Genomic DNA, 1,421 nt, shown 5'->3' with positions numbered 1-1,421 from the left:
CAAAACCTGAGTTCGACTCGATTTCGCACGTCGGCGTAGCTCGTACTGGCGCTGCGGTCAGTCCCCTCTCCCTCTGGGAGAGGGTTAGGGTGAGGGCTCAGCGCTGCACCGCCACCAACATCATCATCGGCCGCTCTCGCTCTTCTGCCAGAGCCGGTTGCGCCGCCACTTCAGCATCGCTCGGCCCCCATTCATTGACATGTCGAATCGTGAATCCTGGATCGATCAGCGAATTGAGCAACGTCCCAACTGTACGATGCTGCTTGATCACGCCCTCAGCCAGCCAATTCGTCACCCGCTCACCCTCCAACTGATAGCTGTCCAGCGGCCAACGCTTGTTGCCTTCAGCGTCAATCAACCAACCCGGATTACGTGGCGCCATAAAGATCGGATGCTCAATGGAAAACACAAAATGCGAACCCGGTTTCAGCGCCGCGTACAGGTGCGCAAACAACCCCGGCAGATCCTTGATGTAATGCAGCGCTAGCGAACTGTAAGCCAGATCGAAACTGCAGGCGGGCAGGTCGAGCTGTTCCAGGTCGCCGCGCTCATAGCGAATATTCGCCGTCGTGGTGGTCTCCCGTGCCCGCTCCAGCATCTTTTCCGAGACATCCAGCCCCAAGACACTGGCCGCGCCATTCTCAATGGCCCAGCGACTGAACCAGCCATAACCGCAGCCCAGATCCACCACGTTCAGGCCATGCATGGAGGGCAACAGCGCCTTGAGCGCTGGCCACTCCGGCGCCGCGTCGAGGCCGCCGATGGAACGGTTCATCTGGCTGTAACCCTGGAAGAATTCGGGATCGTCGTAAATATTTTGGGTCATGGTGAAGTGCTCTTTTGAGTTCGGTCGTCAGCGGCAATGTGGCCGCGATTGGAATCCCTCGAAAGTGATGGCGCGTATTCGTCGATGGCCGCGCAGGGGGAGGGTGGTGGTTGATGAGGAAATGCTAGTCGGTTGGGCGGGAGGTGAAAACCGGTGGAGTGTTGTGGATCTGTAATGTCGGGGAAATCGCTATTTGTTATCGCTTCATAAACATGTTCCGACTGAAGTGTTTAGAGGCGTGCGGTGTTACGTCCTGAAGCCTACAAATCCTTGCGCCGTTGCCTACCGCTACGCCAGAATCCGCCGGCTTGTGCGCTTGGGGGGCGGTCGGTAACTTGGTTCGCGTCACTGATTTCCAGTGATCGGGTTTAGTAGCCCGGAATCCCCCCTAAATGGCTGCACAAGTACCATTCAAACAGGCGAATGCTTGTACTCGATGGTGGCTGTGCGCATGGCGCCCTCGGGTGCGCCGGATTTAGGGTTTGGGGTCCGGTCTACTAACTTGCGCACAGCTGCCTCCCATCCGTTTAGAAGCGAGATTGGTTGCGGCCCCTATTGATAGGTACCAAGCCCATGTACAAAGTAACGCCAAATC

The 1,421-nt window shown here is 57.4% G+C and carries 1 protein-coding gene; it reads right to left on the bottom strand.

Going from position 1 to position 1,421, the window contains the following annotated elements:
* Window positions 1–97: 97 nt before the first annotated feature.
* The gene (locus PMI23_RS25060; protein WP_007911478.1) at window positions 98–826 is read right to left on the bottom strand and encodes a class I SAM-dependent methyltransferase; all 729 of its coding nucleotides are present in this window, start codon (window positions 824–826) and stop codon (window positions 98–100) included.
* Between the last annotated feature and the right edge of the window lie 595 nt (window positions 827–1,421).

It is taken from the genome of Pseudomonas sp. GM24 (genome assembly GCF_000282235.1).
Lineage (GTDB): Bacteria > Pseudomonadota > Gammaproteobacteria > Pseudomonadales > Pseudomonadaceae > Aquipseudomonas.
The sequence above is the reverse complement of the archived record's forward strand: the minus strand, read 5'-3'. Positions and strand labels throughout refer to the sequence as shown.